This window comes from Streptomyces sp. NPDC096013, from assembly GCF_044763565.1.
GTDB lineage: Bacteria > Actinomycetota > Actinomycetes > Streptomycetales > Streptomycetaceae > Streptomyces.
In genome coordinates, this window is sequence record NZ_JBIWGK010000005.1 from 102,092 (window position 1) to 115,013 (window position 12,922).

The window sequence follows — 12,922 nt, forward strand, 5'->3', positions numbered from 1 at the left end:
GCGGCTAAGAAGCCCCGAGCGCCCCCACGCTCTCCCCCGCCCCGATCCGCGCCCCCCGCGCCCAGTCCGCCGCGCGCATCGGCTTCTTGCCCTGGGCCTGGACCCACAGCAGCTCGACGGCGTACGAACCGGTGCCCACGTGAACATTGTTCTTGCCGACGGCCAGTTCACCGGGTGCGAGGTCGGTCCGCTCGGGCACGGGTGCGGCCTGGATGAGCTTGAGGCGCTCGCCGCGGAACACGGTCCACGCGCCGGGGGCCGGGGTGCACGCGCGCACCACCCGGTCCACCCGGAGGGCAGGGGCCGTCCAGTCCACCTGCGCGTCCTCGACGTTGATCTTCGGGGCGAGGGTGATGCCGTCGTTCGGCTGCGGTACGGCCTTCAGGGTGCCGTCCTCGATGCCGTCCATGGTCGCGGCGAGCAGGCCCGAGCCGGCGAACGCGAGCCGGGTGAGCAGGTCGCCGCTGGTGTCGGTGGGGCGGATCTCCTCGGTGACGGTGCCGTAGACCGGCCCGGAGTCGAGGCCCTCCTCGATGAGGAAGGTGGAGGCGCCGGTGATCTCGTCGCCGGACAGGATGGAGTGCTGCACGGGGGCGGCGCCGCGCCAGGCGGGCAGCAGCGAGAAGTGCAGGTTGACCCAGCCGTGCGCGGGGATGTCGAGGGCGACCCGGGGCAGCAGGGCGCCGTAGGCGACGACGGGACAGCAGTCGGGGGCGATCTCCCGCAGCCGCTCCAGGAACTCCGGATCGCGCGGCCTGCCGGGCTTCAGCACCTCGATGCCCGCCTCCTCGGCCCGTTCGGCGACGGGACTCGCCACCAGCCTGCGCCCACGTCCGGCCGGCGCGTCGGGCCGCGTGACGACGGCGGCCACCTCGTGCCGCTCGGAGGCGATCAGGGCGTCCAGGGCGGGAACGGCGACCTCGGGGGTACCGGCGAAGACGAGCTTCATGGGAGGGTTCGGGCCTCTCGGGCGGAGGTGGGCGGGCAGCGCACCAGTCTATGGCGCGCCCCGGCACCCGCGCCCGGCGGCTCACATCCGTCAACTCGGCGACACCCGCAGCGCACATCGGTCCAGCGGGGGCGTACGCATATGCCCCTACGCCCCCGGTGCGTGACCAGCGGAGCGTACAGGCGTTGGTCAAGAAAGAGTTGACCTCTATGGGCCGCATTCGCGCGGCCCGATCCTTTTCAACGCCGGTTCGAGAGGCTTGTTCATGGCCGACCACGCAACCCACGACGCCCAGGCTCGGGCCAGCCTGCACTTGCTGGTGCGGGACATCGAGCGGGTCCGCCGGCAGGTGGACGCACTGCGCACGCTCACCGCCCAGCTGGGCAACGTCTACCGCCCGCGCCGCTCGGGCCCCTCCACGGGCTTCGTCGTCTACGGACGCGCTCCCGCCCCGACGGTCCGTCTCGCGCAGGAGTTGCGGGACAGTGTCGAGACCCTGGTCACGGCCGCCGTGGACTTCGACCGCTCACTCGGCTTCTCGTGGGACGCGGTGGGCTCCGCCCTCGGAGTCACCAAGCAGGCCGTACACCGTCGCTACGGCGCCCGCCGCGCCGCGACCCAGGCCGCGGCCGACGCCGAGCGCACGACGGAGGCGGCGACGACCCGCCCGGTGGGCGTCAACACCGGCCTCCCCACCATGCCCGCGCTGCCGACCATGCCGACGCTTCCCACGGTCCCCGCGGCCCGCTCGATGCCGACCCAGCCCACAGCGGGCAGCCCCACCCTCCGCGACGAGGCCAGGCCCACGGCTTTCCCGGGCCCCCGAAACGGCTGACCCCACCCACCTCACCCAAACTCCACCTGCCTCCCGGCCAAAACCCGGGAGGCAGCGCCATGCGACCACAAGGCACCGAGAGCTCCTAGGCCGAAGGCCTTCTGAACCAACGGCGAACGGCCGGCCGCCAACGGCGAGAACCCCGACGGCAAACGCTCACCTCTCAACAAAGGCTGAACGGGCGGTGCGCGGGTGGGAGACACCCCGAGGCCGAAGGCCGAGGGAGCTACCCGATATCCGGCGGATCAACTCGCACCCGCACCACATCCCCCCCACCCCGAGCCATCCGAGCCGCCTGCGCCGCCTTCAACGCCGCGGCCAACGCCCCCCCGCTCCCCGGCCGCACCCGAATCAACGCCCGCTCCCACCGCTCCCCCGCCGGAGGCCCCCCCACCCGCCGAGCCCCACCCCCCGCAACCGGCACAGGCATCGGCACCGGCCCCAACACCTCAGCGTCAGCGGGCAGTTCCACAGCAGCGAGAAACTCCGCCACCGCCTCCGCCACCCCCGCCACCGCGGCCATCCGGGACACCGGCGGAAACCCCAACTCCCCCCGCTCGGCAAGCTCCCGCACCGCATGCCCCACGGGATCCCACCGCACGAGCGCCTGCACAGGCCGCAGGGTGGGTTCCGCCACCACGACCACAGTGCCCCCGACCCCCTGGGGCCGCACCAGCGCCCCCGCCGCGATCCACCGCCGCAACGCATCCTCCCCGGCCCGCAGATCAGGCCGCCCGAGCATCGCCCACCCGTCCAGCAGCAACGCCGCCGCATACCCCCCGTCGGCCACCGGCTCGGCCCCCGGCGTACTCACCACCAGCGCGGGCGTCCCCGGCACGGTGTCCAGCACCTGTTCCCGCCCGGACGTCCGCACCGGCACCGCGGGAAACGCCCGCCCCAGCTCCTCCGCGGTCCGCCGCGCCCCCACGATCTGCGCCCGCAGCCGGAACCCACCGCACTCGGGACAGTGCCAGGAGTTCTCCTCGACCCCGCACCACCCGCAGCGCAGCACGCCCGCGTCCTGCCCCTCCAACGGCCCGGCACAGTGCCGACAGCGCGCGGCGGCCCGGCACTGGGCGCACGCCATCCGCGGCACATACCCCCGCCGAGGCACCTGCACCAGCACAGGCCCGTGCTTCAGCCCCTCCCGCACCGCCTGCCAGGCCAGCGTGGGCAACCGCGCGGCCCGCGCGGCCTCGTCCCGCGCCAAGTCCCCGTCCCCCACGGTCCGTACGAGCGGCGCGGCCGACCGCACCTGGTCCCGCGACGCGACCAACGGCCGGGCCCACCCGCTCTCCACGAGCTGCGCCGCCTCGACGGTGCAGCTCCAACTCCCCAACAGAAACCCGCACTTGTCCTGAGCGGCCCGCAGCAGCAGCACCTCCCGCGCATGCGGCTGCGGTGCGTGCGGTTCGCTGTGACTGCCGTCCCCGTCGTCCCAGATCACGACGAGCCCCAGATCCTGGACCGGGGCGAACATCGCGGCCCGAGTCCCGACGACCGCCCGCACGGCCCCCCGCCGCACGGCAAGCCACTGCCGATACCGCTTCTCGGGCCCGGCGTCGGCGGTGAGCACCGCATGCCGTCCCTCCCCCAACAGAGCGGTCAGCGCGGCATCGACCCTCCCGGCGGCCCGCCCGTCGGGTACGACGACGAGCGCCCCCCGCCCCGAGGCGAGCGTCGCGGCGACGGCCCGGGCGATCTCCTCGCTCCACTCGGGCCCGGGCAAGGTATTCCACACAGCCCGAGGCGCACCCCCCGAGGCGAGCGCCTCCAGAAACCCGGCCCCCCGCTCGTACCGTGCCCAGGACCCCGCCTCGGGCGCCTCGGGCGGCGGCAACGGCGCAGGCGACGCCTTCTGCTCGGCCCGCGCGCTGCGCGGCGGCACGGCGAGCTGGAGTACGTCGGCGAGACTTCCGGCGTACCGATCGGCGACGGCCCGCGCCAGCCCCAGCAACTCCGCGCTCAGCACAGGCTCGGGCGATACCACCTGAGCCAGCGCGGCAAGTGGCCCCGAGTAGTCGGACTCGGCCAGCCGCTCGACGAGAAACCCGTCGATCAGCCCCCCGCCCTCGCGCCGTCCGTCCCGCACCCGATGCCGCCCGGCCCCGAACCTGACCCGCACCCGCACCCCGGGCTGCGCGTCGGCGTCGAGCTCCTCGGGCACGGCGTAGTCGAAGTACCGGTCGAGATGCAGCACCCCTTTGTCGACGAGCACCCGCGCGACCGGCAGCTCCCCGGCCAGCGCGGCCCCCCGCCACGTCCGCGGCTTGGCCTTGGGCCGCTTCGCCTGCCGCACACTCTCCCGAATCAGCGCAAGCTGCTCGGGCGGCGCACCCTCCGCCCCACCGTCCCGTTCCCCATCAGCGCTGCTCACCCTTGCATTCTTACCAAACCCGACTGACAACGCCCGAAGCCCGCCGCCCGCACCCGATCTCCTAGGCGCCGGCGAGGACCTGGACGATGAGTTCCTCCGCGAAGGCCATGTCCCCGTCCGGATCGCCGTCCCGGAACCGTCCCCCGGCCTCCGACGCGGCGAACCCGAGCATGAACGTGGACAGCAGCCGCTCCGCCCGCGGAATCCGCTCCTCCGGGAGACCGGCGGCGCGCAGGGCGTCGTAGACCGCGTTGCGAGGTCCGACGGCCTCCGGGGTGACCGCCGGGCGCTGGAAGAGCAGCAGGAACAGGTCGGGGTGACGGCGGGCCATGGCGCGCATGCTGCGGGCGAGCAGGCTCAGTTGCTCGCGCCAGTCGGCGGAGGGTTCGGGCACCTCGATCTCCAGCAGCAGCCGCTCCACGAGGCCGTCGAGGAGTCCTTGTTTGTCGCCGACGTGCCGGTAGAGGGTCATCGGGTTCACGTCGAGTTCCTGCGCGACGGCCCGCATCGTGACGGCCGACAGCCCCTTCCGGGTCGCCAACTCCCATGTCACGTCGAGCACTTGATCACGAGTGATCCGCCGTGGCGTCACTTGACATCCTCCCTCGAAGCTACGTATACACGGTATACGTATACGTTGTATATATCGAGGGAGCGGCCATGCTGACCGTCACCGGCCTGCGCAAACGATGGGGTCCCGTCCAGGCCCTCGACGGCTTCGACCTGCGGATCGAACCCGGCGAGATCTGCGGCCTGATCGGCCACAACGGCGCGGGCAAAACCACCTTCGCCCGCATAGCCGCGGGCCTGGAACGCCCCGACGCGGGCACGGTCGTGGCAGCCGGAGCGAACCTCACCACCGCCCCACGCTCCGCCCGCCGCCTGATCGGCCTGGCTCCCCAGGAACTGGCCCTCTACCCGACCGCCACCCTCCGCGAGAACCTGCGCCTCTACGGCGGCCTCGCCGGCCTCCGCCACACCGCACTCCACGCCGAACTGGCCGCCGTGACCGAGGCGTTGGCCCTCACCGGCGTACTCGACCGCCCGATCGCGACACTCTCCGGCGGCCAGCAGCGCCGCGCCCAGGCGGCCACGGTCCTCCTCCCCCGCCCCCGCGTCCTGCTCCTCGACGAACCCACCGTCGGCGCCGACCCCGCGACCCGCGAAGCGCTGCTACGACTCGTCATGACCCGCGCCGACGAGGGCGCCGCGATCTGCTACACCACGCACTACCTACCGGAGTTGGAGCACCTGGACGCCACCCTCGCGGTCGCCGCGTCCGGCCGGGTGATCGCCCGCGGCAACCGCGCCGACCTCCTGGACGGCCTCCCCGGCGAGGTCACCGTGACGTTCACCGGCGCCGTACCCGAACACCTGGCACAGCCGTCGGCTCCCCCGGGGGAACTGCGTTTCAGCGCCGCCGACCCGGCACAGGCACTCGCCCGGCTCCTCCGCGACCTCGGCCCCGACACGGCCAAGGTCCGCACGGCGGCGATCCGCGAACCGTCCCTCGACGACCTCTACCGCAGCCTCGCGGAGACCCACGATGCGGCCTGAACCGGCAACAGCCGGGCCCACCCCGGCCCGCCTCACCTGGGTCATGACCCGCCACACCCTCGTCCTGCTCGTCCGCGATCCGGGAACCCCGCTCGCGTACACCGTCATGTCCCTGGTGCTGCTGAGCGTGCTCCACCCGGTCCACGACCGCCTGGCGACCCCCGGCACCCCGGGCATCGTGCAGGCCGCTCCGGGCATCGCGGTGATGTTCACCCTGCTCGCCCTGGACGTGGCCGGACAACTCGTGCTCTCCGAACGCACCTGGAACACCTGGGACCGCCTGCGCTCGGGCCCGGCGTCCCCCTCGACGATCCTCGCCGGCAAGGCCCTGCCGCTGATCGCGCTGTTCCTGACCCAGCAAGCTGTCCTGTTCCTCTTCGCGACCGCCGCCTTCGGCTTCCCTCTCGCCGCAGGCACCTGGCGCCTCCCCCTGATGGCCGCTCTCTGGGCGACCTGCGTCACCGCCTGCGGCCTGGCACTCGGCGTCCACGCCCGCAGCCAGGGCCAGTTGGCCGCCGCCTCCGACATCGGCGCCCTCACGATCACCTGCCTCAGCGGCTGCCTGGTCCCCCTCACCGTCCTCCCCCACTGGGTCTCCACGGTGGCCCCCGCGACCCCGGGCTACTGGGCCCTCCAAGGCTTCCAGGCAGCGGTCACCGCCAACACCGACGCCTACACCCACGCGACGGCCGTCATCACAGCGATCACCACAGCGGCGCTCCTCATCTCGGCCCGCCACATCCACCGCTGACCCACCTCAACAGGGGTCACCAGCAACCGACTTGGGCCCGCCCATGGCAACACCGAGGCCCGGCTCCCCCAAGGGAAACCGGGCCTCGCGAAGCCTGAGTGCGGCGTGGAACTACAGCCCCGCGGCCTTCCGCAGTGCGTCCACGCGGTCGGTGCGCTCCCACGTGAAGTCGGGGATCTCACGGCCGAAGTGGCCGTACGCGGCGGTCTGGGCGTAGATCGGGCGCAGCAGGTCCAGGTCGCGGATGATGGCGGCCGGGCGCAGGTCGAAGACCTCGTCGATGGCCTTCTCGATCCGGTCCGTGTCGACCTTGGCCGTGCCGAACGTCTCGACGAACAGGCCCACCGGCTCGGCCTTGCCGATCGCGTACGCCACCTGCACCTCGCAGCGCGAGGCGAGGCCCGCGGCGACGACGTTCTTGGCGACCCAGCGCATCGCGTACGCCGCCGAACGGTCCACCTTGGAGGGGTCCTTGCCCGAGAACGCGCCGCCGCCGTGGCGGGCCATCCCGCCGTACGTGTCGATGATGATCTTGCGGCCGGTCAGGCCCGCGTCACCCATCGGGCCGCCGATCTCGAAGCGGCCGGTCGGGTTGACCAGCAGACGGTAGCCGTCGGTGTCGAGCTTGATGCCCTCTTCCACCAGCGCCTTCAGCTCGGCCTCGACCACGAACTCCCGGATGTCGGGAGCGAGCAGCGACTCCAGGTCGATGTCGGACGCGTGCTGCGAGGAGACGACGACCGTGTCGAGACGGACGGCCTTGTCGCCGTCGTACTCGATGGTGACCTGGGTCTTGCCGTCGGGACGCAGGTACGGGATGGTGCCGTTCTTGCGGACCTCGGAGAGGCGCTTCGACAGGCGGTGCGCCAGGAAGATCGGGAGGGGCATCAGCGTCGGCGTCTCGTCCGTCGCGTAGCCGAACATCAGGCCCTGGTCGCCCGCGCCCTGCTTGTCGAGCTCGTCCTCGTCGCCCTCGACGCGCTTCTCGTACGCCGTGTCGACACCCTGCGCGATGTCCGGGGACTGCGCGCCGATGGACACCGAGACGCCACAGGAGGCGCCATCGAAGCCCTTCTTCGAGGAGTCGTAGCCGATCTCCAGGATCTTGTCGCGGACGAGCTGCGCGATGGGCGCGTAGGTCTTGGTGGTGACCTCGCCGGCCACGTGCACCAGGCCGGTCGTGATCAGCGTCTCGACGGCGACCCGGGAACTCGGGTCCTCCCGCAGAAGCGCATCGAGAATGGTGTCGCTGATCTGGTCAGCGATCTTGTCGGGGTGACCTTCGGTCACGGACTCCGAGGTGAACAGGCGACGGGACACAACGCTCCCTGAGGTTGCAGCGGCTGCTGGCTGATCATTGGCGGACGGGACGGGAGCTGCGCCCGACGTCGTCCGAGAACAGTTTATCGGTCGCGGTCGACAGACGGTCCCCCTGTCTCGCCTCTCGGGAAGCGCTGTGACCTGCGGCACGCGCATTTTGCCGAATGGCGCGTGCCGTTGGCCAGAGCCGCCACGCACGAATGTCAGGTTTCGGCGAATCGACAGCCGGCTGAAACAATTCAGACGAGACGGTGTGCCACCAGGTCCCACACCGTCTCGGCCAGGGCTTCCTTCGGACCGTGGGGGACGGCGGTCTCACTGCCGTCGGCACCCAGCACCACCGCCTCGTTCTCCTCGGAACCGAACGTCTTGCGCTCGCCCACCTCGTTCACCACGAGGAGATCGCACCCCTTGCGTGCCAGTTTCGTACGGCCGTTGGCGAGGACGTCGTCCGTCTCCGCGGCGAATCCGACGACGATCTGTCCGGCGCGGGCGCGGTCGGCGGAGATCTCCGCGAGGATGTCCGGATTCCGCACCAGGACGATGGGGTCGGGTTCCTTGTCGTCCTTCTTCTTGATCTTCCCCGCCGCGTACTCCGCCGGGCGGAAGTCCGCGACCGCCGCCGCCATGACGACCGCGTCCGCGTCCGCGGCGGCCTTCAGCACCGCCTCCCGCAGCTGTACGGCGGTCCCGACCGGGACGACGTCGACGCCCGCCGGGTCCGGCAGTCCCGTGTTCGCCGCGATCAGGGTGACCCGGGCGCCCCGGGCGGCGGCGGTGCGCGCGAGGGCGTAGCCCTGCTTGCCGGAGGAGCGGTTGCCGAGGAAGCGGACCGGGTCGAGGGGCTCGCGGGTGCCGCCCGCGCTGACGACGACGTGCCGGCCCGTGAGGTCGGGCTCGCTGACGCCCCGCGCGAGCACCCGGCGGCAGACCTCGAAGATCTCGGTCGGGTCGGGCAGCCGCCCCTTGCCGGTGTCGACGCCGGTCAGCCGGCCGACGGCGGGCTCGATCACGACGGCGCCGCGGCGGCGCAGTGTCGCCACATTTTCCTGGGTGGCCGGGTGTTCCCACATCTCGGTGTGCATGGCGGGCGCGAAGACGACCGGGCAGCGTGCGGTGAGGAGGGTGTTGGTGAGGAGGTCGTCGGCGAGGCCGTGGGCCGCCTTGGCGAGCATGTCCGCCGTCGCGGGGGCCACGATCACCAGGTCGGCGCTCTGGCCGATGCGCACGTGCGGGACCTCGTGGACGTCGTCCCACACCTCCGTCGAGACGGGGTGCCCGGAGAGGGCGGACCAGGTGGCCGCGCCGACGAAGTGCAGGGCGGACGCGGTGGGGACGACGCGGACGTCATGGCCCGACTCCGTCAGTCTGCGCAGCAGCTCACAGGCCTTGTACGCGGCGATGCCACCGCTGACCCCCAGAACGACCTTGGGCTTGTCCACCGTCTCTCCCCGAGTTCGGAAACATGCGTGCGACTCGTGCGACCCGTACGACTCCATGACACACCACAGGCCCGGCAGTCGCGCTGCCGGGCCTGTGGATAAAGCTGCTGCGGTCTGCGGATATGACTATCCGCACACTCCGCGCAATGCGTCAGGTCGCGGGGCCCTCGACGGCCTCGGAGGTCAGCAGACCCGCGTTGATCTCGCGCAGGGCGATGGAGAGCGGCTTCTCGTGGACGTGCGTGTCGACGAGCGGACCGACGTACTCGAGGAGGCCCTCGCCGAGCTGCGAGTAGTACGCGTTGATCTGACGGGCGCGCTTGGCGGCGTAGATCACGAGGCTGTACTTCGAGTCGGTGGCCTCGAGGAGCTCGTCGATCGGAGGGTTGATGATGCCCTCGGGAGCGGTGATGGAAGAGGACACGCTCTGCCTTCCGAAAGATGGGATGAGATCGGAAAAACGATCACACAACTTCCATCAAGGCTAGCAGCTCGCGCGCTACGTCCTCGACGGAGGTGTTGACCAGGGTCGCGTCGAACTCGGGCTCGGCCGCCAGCTCGATCTTCGCCGCGTCCAGGCGGCGCTCGATCACCTCGGGCGGCTCGGTGCCCCGTCCGGTGAGCCTGCGCACCAGCTCCTCCCACGAGGGGGGAGCCAGGAACACCGAGTGCGCCTCGGCCATGGACTCGCGGACCTGCCGGGCGCCCTGGAGGTCGATCTCCAGGAGGACCGGTACGCCGGACTCCAGATGTTCGAGCACGGCCGTACGCGGTGTGCCGTAGCGGTTGCCGGCGAACTCGGCCCATTCGAGCAGCTCGCCGTTGGCGATCAGCTTGTCCATCTCCTCGTCGGAGACGAAGAAGTAGTGGACGCCGTGCTTCTCGCCGGGGCGTGGCTTACGGGTCGTCGCCGACACCGAGAGCCACACCTCGGGGTGTTCCTTGCGCATATGGGCGACGACCGTGCTCTTGCCGACCCCGGAGGGGCCGGAGAGCACGGTCAGCCGCGGACGTACGTCCGGGGGCTCGGGGGTCGTCCCCCGGAATGTTGCAGCCATGCAGCGATTATTCCAGCAATCCCGGTGTGCCCGGGACTCCCGGTCCGGAGTACCCGGACTCAGGAACCAGTGCTGCCGAACTCACGCTCCAGGGAGGCGATCTGGTTGGAACCAAGGCCACGGACACGGCGGCTCTCGGAGATGCCGAGTCGCTCCATGATCTGCTTGGCGCGGACCTTGCCCACGCCGGGCAGGGACTCAAGCAGGGCGGAGACCTTCATCTTGCCGATGACGTCGTTCTCCTGGCCCTGCTTGATAACGTCATGCAGGGAGGCGCCGGAGTGCTTGAGTCGATTCTTGACCTCGGCCCGCTCCCGGCGAGCCGCGGCGGCCTTTTCGAGCGCGGCTGCGCGCTGTTCAGGGGTAAGGGGCGGAAGAGCCACGCCTACGTCACCTCGGATGTCGAACTGTCGGATACGGACCGGTGAGGAACCTAGTCGCCCCACACCTGGGGAGCTACGAGCAACACGCTTGCCCGTTCACTCTGCTCGGAGACTAGCGGCCAGGGACGCCAGAGTCAGCGAGAACAGAGGAAAAGTCCTGGTCAGCCTGCGCCAGGCCGGACATTTCTGACATAACGCCCCCGATTTGAGGATGTATTCAGACTCAAGTCGCTCCGGAGCCGGTCGTCGGGCCACTCATCGGAGGACTCGATCGACCCGTTCGAACACCTCAGACGGTCGCAAAGGCGACGCGGATCTCCTCCGCGAAGCGGTCCGAGGCCTCCTGGAGCGCTCCGGCATCGGGACCGTGACGTAGAACACCCCGGCTCACGTTGGGGACGACATTGCGCAGCACCGGCCCGAAGACCCCGGGAAGATCGGTCGGCGTGGCCCCCTGCGCCCCGATGCCGGGCGCGAGGATCGGACCGTTCACGGCGAGGTCGTACGACGAAAGGTCCCCCAGGGTCGCGCCGACGACGGCCCCGAAGGAGCCGAGCGGGGTCTCCCCCGCGTTCTCGGCGGCCAGGTGGGCCAGCATGGTCGCTCCGATGTTCCGGCCGTCCGCGCGGACCGCGTGCTGCACCTCGCCGCCCTCCGGGTTGGAGGTCAGCGCGAGCACGAAGAGCCCGGCGCCGCTCTCCCGCGCCATGTCGATCGCCGGGGCGAGCGAGCCGTAGCCGAGGTACGGGGAGACGGTCAGGGCGTCGGAGAAGAGCGGGGAGTCCTTCCGGAGGAAGGACTCGGCGTAGGCGGCCATGGTGGAGCCGATGTCGCCGCGCTTGGCGTCCATCACCACCAGCGCGCCGGCCGCCCGCGCCTCCTCGACGGACTTCTCCAGGACGGCGATGCCGCGGGAGCCGAAGCGTTCGAAGAAGGCGCTCTGCGGCTTGAGGACGGCGACCCGGCCGGCGAGCGCCTCGACGACCGTGCGGCTGAACCGCTCAAGACCGGCGACGTCGTCGTTCAGGCCCCACTCGGTGAGCAGCGAGGCGTGCGGGTCGATGCCGACGCAGAGCGGGCCGCGCTCGTCCATGGCCCGGCGCAGGCGGGCGCCGAAGGGTTCCAGGGGGCTCATACCGGCTTCCTCACGTCGGCGCCGACCGCGTCGGCGAGGGTGGCGTACGGGCTCGTGCGCAGGCGTGCGGCGAGGCCCTTGTGGATGGCGCGGCCCCAGAAGGGGCCTTCGTAGACGAAGGCGCTGTATCCCTGCACCAGGGTGGCGCCGGCGAGGACGCGCTGCCAGGCGTCCTCGGCGTTCTCGATGCCGCCGACGCCCACGAGGGTGATGCGGTCGCCCACGCGCGCGTAGAGGCGGCGCAGTACCTCCAGGGAGCGGGCCTTCAGGGGCGCTCCCGACAGTCCGCCGGTCTCCTTGACGAGTCCGGGCTCGGAGGTCAGGCCGAGGCCCTCGCGCGCGATGGTGGTGTTCGTGGCGATGATGCCGCCCAGGCCGAGTTCGACGGCGAGGTCGGCGACCGCGTCCACGTCCTCGTCGGCGAGGTCGGGCGCGATCTTCACCAGGAGCGGCACGCGGCGGTCGGTCACCGCGCGGTCGGCGGCCTCGCGGACGGCGGTGAGCAGCGGGCGCAGGGCCTCGGTCGCCTGGAGGTTGCGCAGTCCGGGCGTGTTGGGCGACGACACGTTGACGACGAGGTAGTCGGCGTGCCGGGCGAGCCGCTCGGTCGACTTCACGTAGTCGGCGACGGCCTCCTCCTCGGGGACGACCTTGGTCTTGCCGATGTTGACGCCGACGACGGTCCTGAAGACCGCCTCACGGGCCTCCAGGCGGGCCGCCACGGCCGCGGAGCCCTCGTTGTTGAAGCCCATGCGGTTGATCAGCGCCCGGTCCGGCACGAGGCGGAACAGCCGCTTCTTGGGGTTGCCGGGCTGCGGCTCCCCGGTGACCGTGCCGATCTCGACGTGGTCGAAGCCGAGCATCGACATGCCGTCGATCGCGACCGCGTTCTTGTCGAAGCCCGCCGCGAGCCCGAAGGGGCCGTGCATGCGCAGTCCGAAAGCCTCCGTGCGCAGCTCCTCGTACCGGGGCGCGAGGGCCGCCGCGACGAACGTCCGCAGCACGGGGACGCGGGCCGCGAGGCGGATCCAGCGGAAGGCGAGGTGGTGGGCCTGCTCGGGGTCCATCCGTTGGAAGACGAGGTTGAAGAAGATCTTGTACATGGTGTCCTCATG

13 protein-coding genes are annotated in these 12,922 nt (G+C 71.4%); 3 read left to right on the top strand and 10 right to left on the bottom strand.

Features of this window, described 5'->3' with window-relative positions:
* Window positions 1–4 precede the first annotated feature (4 nt).
* The gene (gene fmt / locus ACIRB1_RS18535; protein ID WP_403466276.1) at window positions 5–949 is read right to left on the bottom strand and encodes a methionyl-tRNA formyltransferase; all 945 of its coding nucleotides are present in this window, start codon (window positions 947–949) and stop codon (window positions 5–7) included.
* A 265-nt stretch (window positions 950–1,214) separates the two neighbouring features.
* On the opposite strand from fmt, the gene ACIRB1_RS18540 reads away from it, so the two are divergent.
* Window positions 1,215–1,784, top strand: a complete 570-nt coding sequence (locus tag ACIRB1_RS18540) for a hypothetical protein (protein WP_266766933.1) — start codon at window positions 1,215–1,217, stop codon at window positions 1,782–1,784.
* Window positions 1,785–2,010: 226 nt separating this feature from the next.
* On the opposite strand, the gene ACIRB1_RS18545 is transcribed toward ACIRB1_RS18540, so the two are convergent.
* Both ACIRB1_RS18545 and ACIRB1_RS18550 read right to left on the bottom strand, forming a co-directional pair.
* Window positions 2,011–4,161, bottom strand: coding sequence for a primosomal protein N' (locus ACIRB1_RS18545; protein ID WP_403466277.1), 2,151 nt, complete (start codon window positions 4,159–4,161; stop codon window positions 2,011–2,013).
* A 61-nt stretch (window positions 4,162–4,222) separates the two neighbouring features.
* Entirely contained in the window at window positions 4,223–4,723 is a 501-nt protein-coding gene (locus tag ACIRB1_RS18550) for a TetR/AcrR family transcriptional regulator (protein WP_403466278.1), read from the bottom strand.
* A 98-nt stretch (window positions 4,724–4,821) separates the two neighbouring features.
* Between ACIRB1_RS18550 and ACIRB1_RS18555 the strand changes: the two genes are divergently transcribed.
* Both ACIRB1_RS18555 and ACIRB1_RS18560 read left to right on the top strand, forming a co-directional pair.
* A complete protein-coding gene (locus ACIRB1_RS18555) occupies window positions 4,822–5,718 on the top strand; it encodes an ABC transporter ATP-binding protein (RefSeq protein WP_403466279.1) in 897 nt (298 codons plus the stop codon).
* Entirely contained in the window at window positions 5,708–6,469 is a 762-nt protein-coding gene (locus ACIRB1_RS18560; RefSeq protein WP_403466280.1) for an ABC transporter permease, read from the top strand. The genes ACIRB1_RS18555 and ACIRB1_RS18560 overlap by 11 nt, the downstream gene beginning before the upstream one ends.
* Before the next feature lie 111 nt (window positions 6,470–6,580).
* Here ACIRB1_RS18560 and metK read toward each other — a convergent pair whose 3' ends face one another.
* The 7 genes from metK to ACIRB1_RS18595 form a co-directional block, all read right to left on the bottom strand.
* Complete coding sequence (gene metK, locus ACIRB1_RS18565) at window positions 6,581–7,789, bottom strand: methionine adenosyltransferase (protein WP_328832640.1); 1,209 nt, start codon at window positions 7,787–7,789, stop codon at window positions 6,581–6,583.
* Between the two features lie 239 nt (window positions 7,790–8,028).
* Window positions 8,029–9,231 (bottom strand): bifunctional phosphopantothenoylcysteine decarboxylase/phosphopantothenate--cysteine ligase CoaBC, encoded by a 1,203-nt coding sequence (coaBC, locus tag ACIRB1_RS18570; RefSeq protein WP_403466281.1) that lies wholly within the window; start codon window positions 9,229–9,231, stop codon window positions 8,029–8,031.
* A gap of 151 nt (window positions 9,232–9,382) precedes the next feature.
* A complete protein-coding gene (rpoZ, locus tag ACIRB1_RS18575) occupies window positions 9,383–9,655 on the bottom strand; it encodes a DNA-directed RNA polymerase subunit omega (RefSeq protein WP_019059732.1) in 273 nt (90 codons plus the stop codon).
* 40 nt (window positions 9,656–9,695) lie between these two features.
* The gene (gmk, locus tag ACIRB1_RS18580; RefSeq protein WP_266766940.1) at window positions 9,696–10,289 is read right to left on the bottom strand and encodes a guanylate kinase; all 594 of its coding nucleotides are present in this window, start codon (window positions 10,287–10,289) and stop codon (window positions 9,696–9,698) included.
* 59 nt (window positions 10,290–10,348) lie between these two features.
* A complete protein-coding gene (locus ACIRB1_RS18585) occupies window positions 10,349–10,672 on the bottom strand; it encodes an integration host factor (protein WP_019059734.1) in 324 nt (107 codons plus the stop codon).
* A 289-nt stretch (window positions 10,673–10,961) separates the two neighbouring features.
* A complete protein-coding gene (gene pyrF / locus ACIRB1_RS18590; protein ID WP_403466282.1) occupies window positions 10,962–11,807 on the bottom strand; it encodes an orotidine-5'-phosphate decarboxylase in 846 nt (281 codons plus the stop codon).
* Window positions 11,804–12,910, bottom strand: a complete 1,107-nt coding sequence (locus ACIRB1_RS18595; protein WP_403466283.1) for a quinone-dependent dihydroorotate dehydrogenase — start codon at window positions 12,908–12,910, stop codon at window positions 11,804–11,806. Before ACIRB1_RS18595 ends, pyrF begins: the two co-directional genes overlap by 4 nt.
* Between the last annotated feature and the right edge of the window lie 12 nt (window positions 12,911–12,922).

Coding starts and splice junctions, on each gene's coding strand:
- ACIRB1_RS18555 (WP_403466279.1), top strand. CDS start 4,822: ATGCTGACCGTCACCGGCCTGCGCAAACGATGGGGTCCCGTCCAGGCC.
- ACIRB1_RS18540 (WP_266766933.1), top strand. CDS start 1,215: ATGGCCGACCACGCAACCCACGACGCCCAGGCTCGGGCCAGCCTGCAC.
- ACIRB1_RS18595 (WP_403466283.1), bottom strand. CDS start 12,910: ATGTACAAGATCTTCTTCAACCTCGTCTTCCAACGGATGGACCCCGAG.
- gmk (WP_266766940.1), bottom strand. CDS start 10,289: ATGGCTGCAACATTCCGGGGGACGACCCCCGAGCCCCCGGACGTACGT.
- pyrF (WP_403466282.1), bottom strand. CDS start 11,807: ATGAGCCCCCTGGAACCCTTCGGCGCCCGCCTGCGCCGGGCCATGGAC.
- ACIRB1_RS18560 (WP_403466280.1), top strand. CDS start 5,708: ATGCGGCCTGAACCGGCAACAGCCGGGCCCACCCCGGCCCGCCTCACC.
- fmt (WP_403466276.1), bottom strand. CDS start 949: ATGAAGCTCGTCTTCGCCGGTACCCCCGAGGTCGCCGTTCCCGCCCTG.